Raw genomic sequence first — 1,869 nt, 5'->3', positions numbered from 1 at the left:
CCTTATCAGCTTCTCCGTTGTTCTTGCCACTAGAGCAACAAAGGGCTTCTGCTGAATAGAGAACTAAAAACTCTGAAAGTAGGAACCAGACACCCTCAAATCCAACATTGATGCGATGCCGAAGCTCCTCGTGGGGTCTTTTCATGGCAACAGCTTGCTCAAGGGCTATGTAATCCTTGATCGACCAATACCCGAAGTAGACCGAAAAAGATATTCCTTGGATGAGAATAAGTGTGTAAAGAGCTTTTCTAAACATCTCAGCAATGCCTTGGCTCGTTCCAAAATTCTCTTGTCATTCTGCCGTTCAGCCTGAATGGCTTCACGAAGATTCATTCAATAGGGAGTAGCTTTAAGGAAGGTTTTCTTGATATAGCAATGTCTTCAACTGTGTTTGTTAGTTATTCCAGCGTTGACGCCTCGCTGGCCAACTCGATCTATAACTATCTGAATCAGCACGGTATTCGAGCTCTTAAGGCTCCAGAAGACATCCGGCCCGGTCAGGACTGGGCCAGTTCAATAGCCGCCATGATCGATAACGCCACTCATATGGTCCTGATTTGGACTAGCGGATCAATGGCTAGCAAGGAGGTGGCCAAGGAGCTAACCCTGGCKATGCAAAGCAACACGGTGATCATTCCCTTCCAGGTTGAAGACCTTGCACCTGCTGGTGCCTGGCGCTATCACCTCGCAAACCTGCACTGGYTGCAGGCTCACAACACTGATCACAACACGGCCTGCCAAAGCCTATTGGAGCAGATCAAGGGAATACAGCCTGCCGCTAAGCCGGTACCGACTAAGCGTGGCACCAAGGGCGCAGGAGCACTGATCGCTCTGATGATTAGTTTTGGCGTACTGCTTCTCAACCTCCTTGCACTAGTGGTTGGTGTGTGGTTCGGTCTTAGCCAACCGATCCTTCAAAACGGCATCGCAACCCTGATCGGCACGGTTTACAGGGCCATCCCACCCCTATCGATGGGGCTGTATGTGGCAGCTTTGGTGCTTGCCATCACTTCGTTGGTGCGACATCGCGGCAATAAAACTCAGGCGATATGGTCAATCGTTCTAACCGCTGTTCAACTGCTGGCCTACGGAGTTGGCGCTGCCACTGGAATCCTGCCGCGCTGATCTGATATTTAAAACGTTGGTTGCTGCAACAGCCTGAGGTCACCATCAGCATTAAGCAGAAATTTCTGCTGAGAACCACTCAGCTGCATCCATGCACCGCTTGTGCGCCCTTCAAAAGTAACGGTCCGGCGCCGCGGATTTAGGCCATGTTGGTCATACAAAGTTTGCTCACGCCGTGTCCAGTTGAGAAAACCTTTGGCACGAAATTGCTTTAGTTCACGGGATGCCCATAGTTCTGCTTCCTCGCGGTTATTGCAGAAACCCTTATTAACCTCCCTTACGCCATAAACCGCAGGCATGTAGCGAATAGTGGTAAAGGGTTCAATTGGTTCATCGGCCCAGGCTTCCCATGCAATGCGCTCAAGCTCCAATTGAGCCATTGCTGCAGCTTGATCCAGCTGTRTGCACTGCTGCAGTTCAGCTGGATCAGGTTTTAGTTCAGCTGTCAGTTTTTGGAGCCAGTGATCACTAAGTGGATCCCCAAGCTCAAATGAACGAATTAAACTTCCAACTTTTGATGTGTTGGAAGCACCTAGGAGTGCTGCAAGTTGACCAGGACGTAGGTCGCGCTCTTGACGCAAAGCGGCAAAAAAACGCGAAACATTGCTGCTATTGCGAACAAACGTAGACATAACAAATTTGGATAGCGTTCCTACTCATCAACCCTTCAGGGTTCCAGGATTGACCACCTTGCCCAGCAGGAACGGACGGCAGGTTGGTGACCGGCAATCCCCTGGAGGATTA

2 protein-coding genes are annotated in these 1,869 nt (G+C 50.2%); one reads left to right on the top strand and one right to left on the bottom strand.

The window, feature by feature from the left end; all coding sequences use genetic code 11:
* Nucleotides 1-375 precede the first annotated feature (375 nt).
* Complete coding sequence (locus tag C7K08_RS13835) at nucleotides 376-1,125, top strand: toll/interleukin-1 receptor domain-containing protein (RefSeq protein WP_106501102.1); 750 nt, start codon at nucleotides 376-378, stop codon at nucleotides 1,123-1,125.
* An 8-nt stretch (nucleotides 1,126-1,133) separates the two neighbouring features.
* Here the strand turns inward: C7K08_RS13835 and C7K08_RS13830 are convergent, their stop codons facing one another.
* Nucleotides 1,134-1,757, bottom strand: a complete 624-nt coding sequence (locus tag C7K08_RS13830; protein ID WP_106501101.1) for a hypothetical protein — start codon at nucleotides 1,755-1,757, stop codon at nucleotides 1,134-1,136.
* Nucleotides 1,758-1,869: the final 112 nt, after the last annotated feature.

Source organism: Synechococcus lacustris str. Tous (assembly GCF_003011125.1).
GTDB lineage: Bacteria > Cyanobacteriota > Cyanobacteriia > PCC-6307 > Cyanobiaceae > Synechococcus_D > Synechococcus_D lacustris.
Note: the sequence above shows the minus strand (reverse complement) of the source record. Positions and strands in the feature narration are given on the sequence as shown.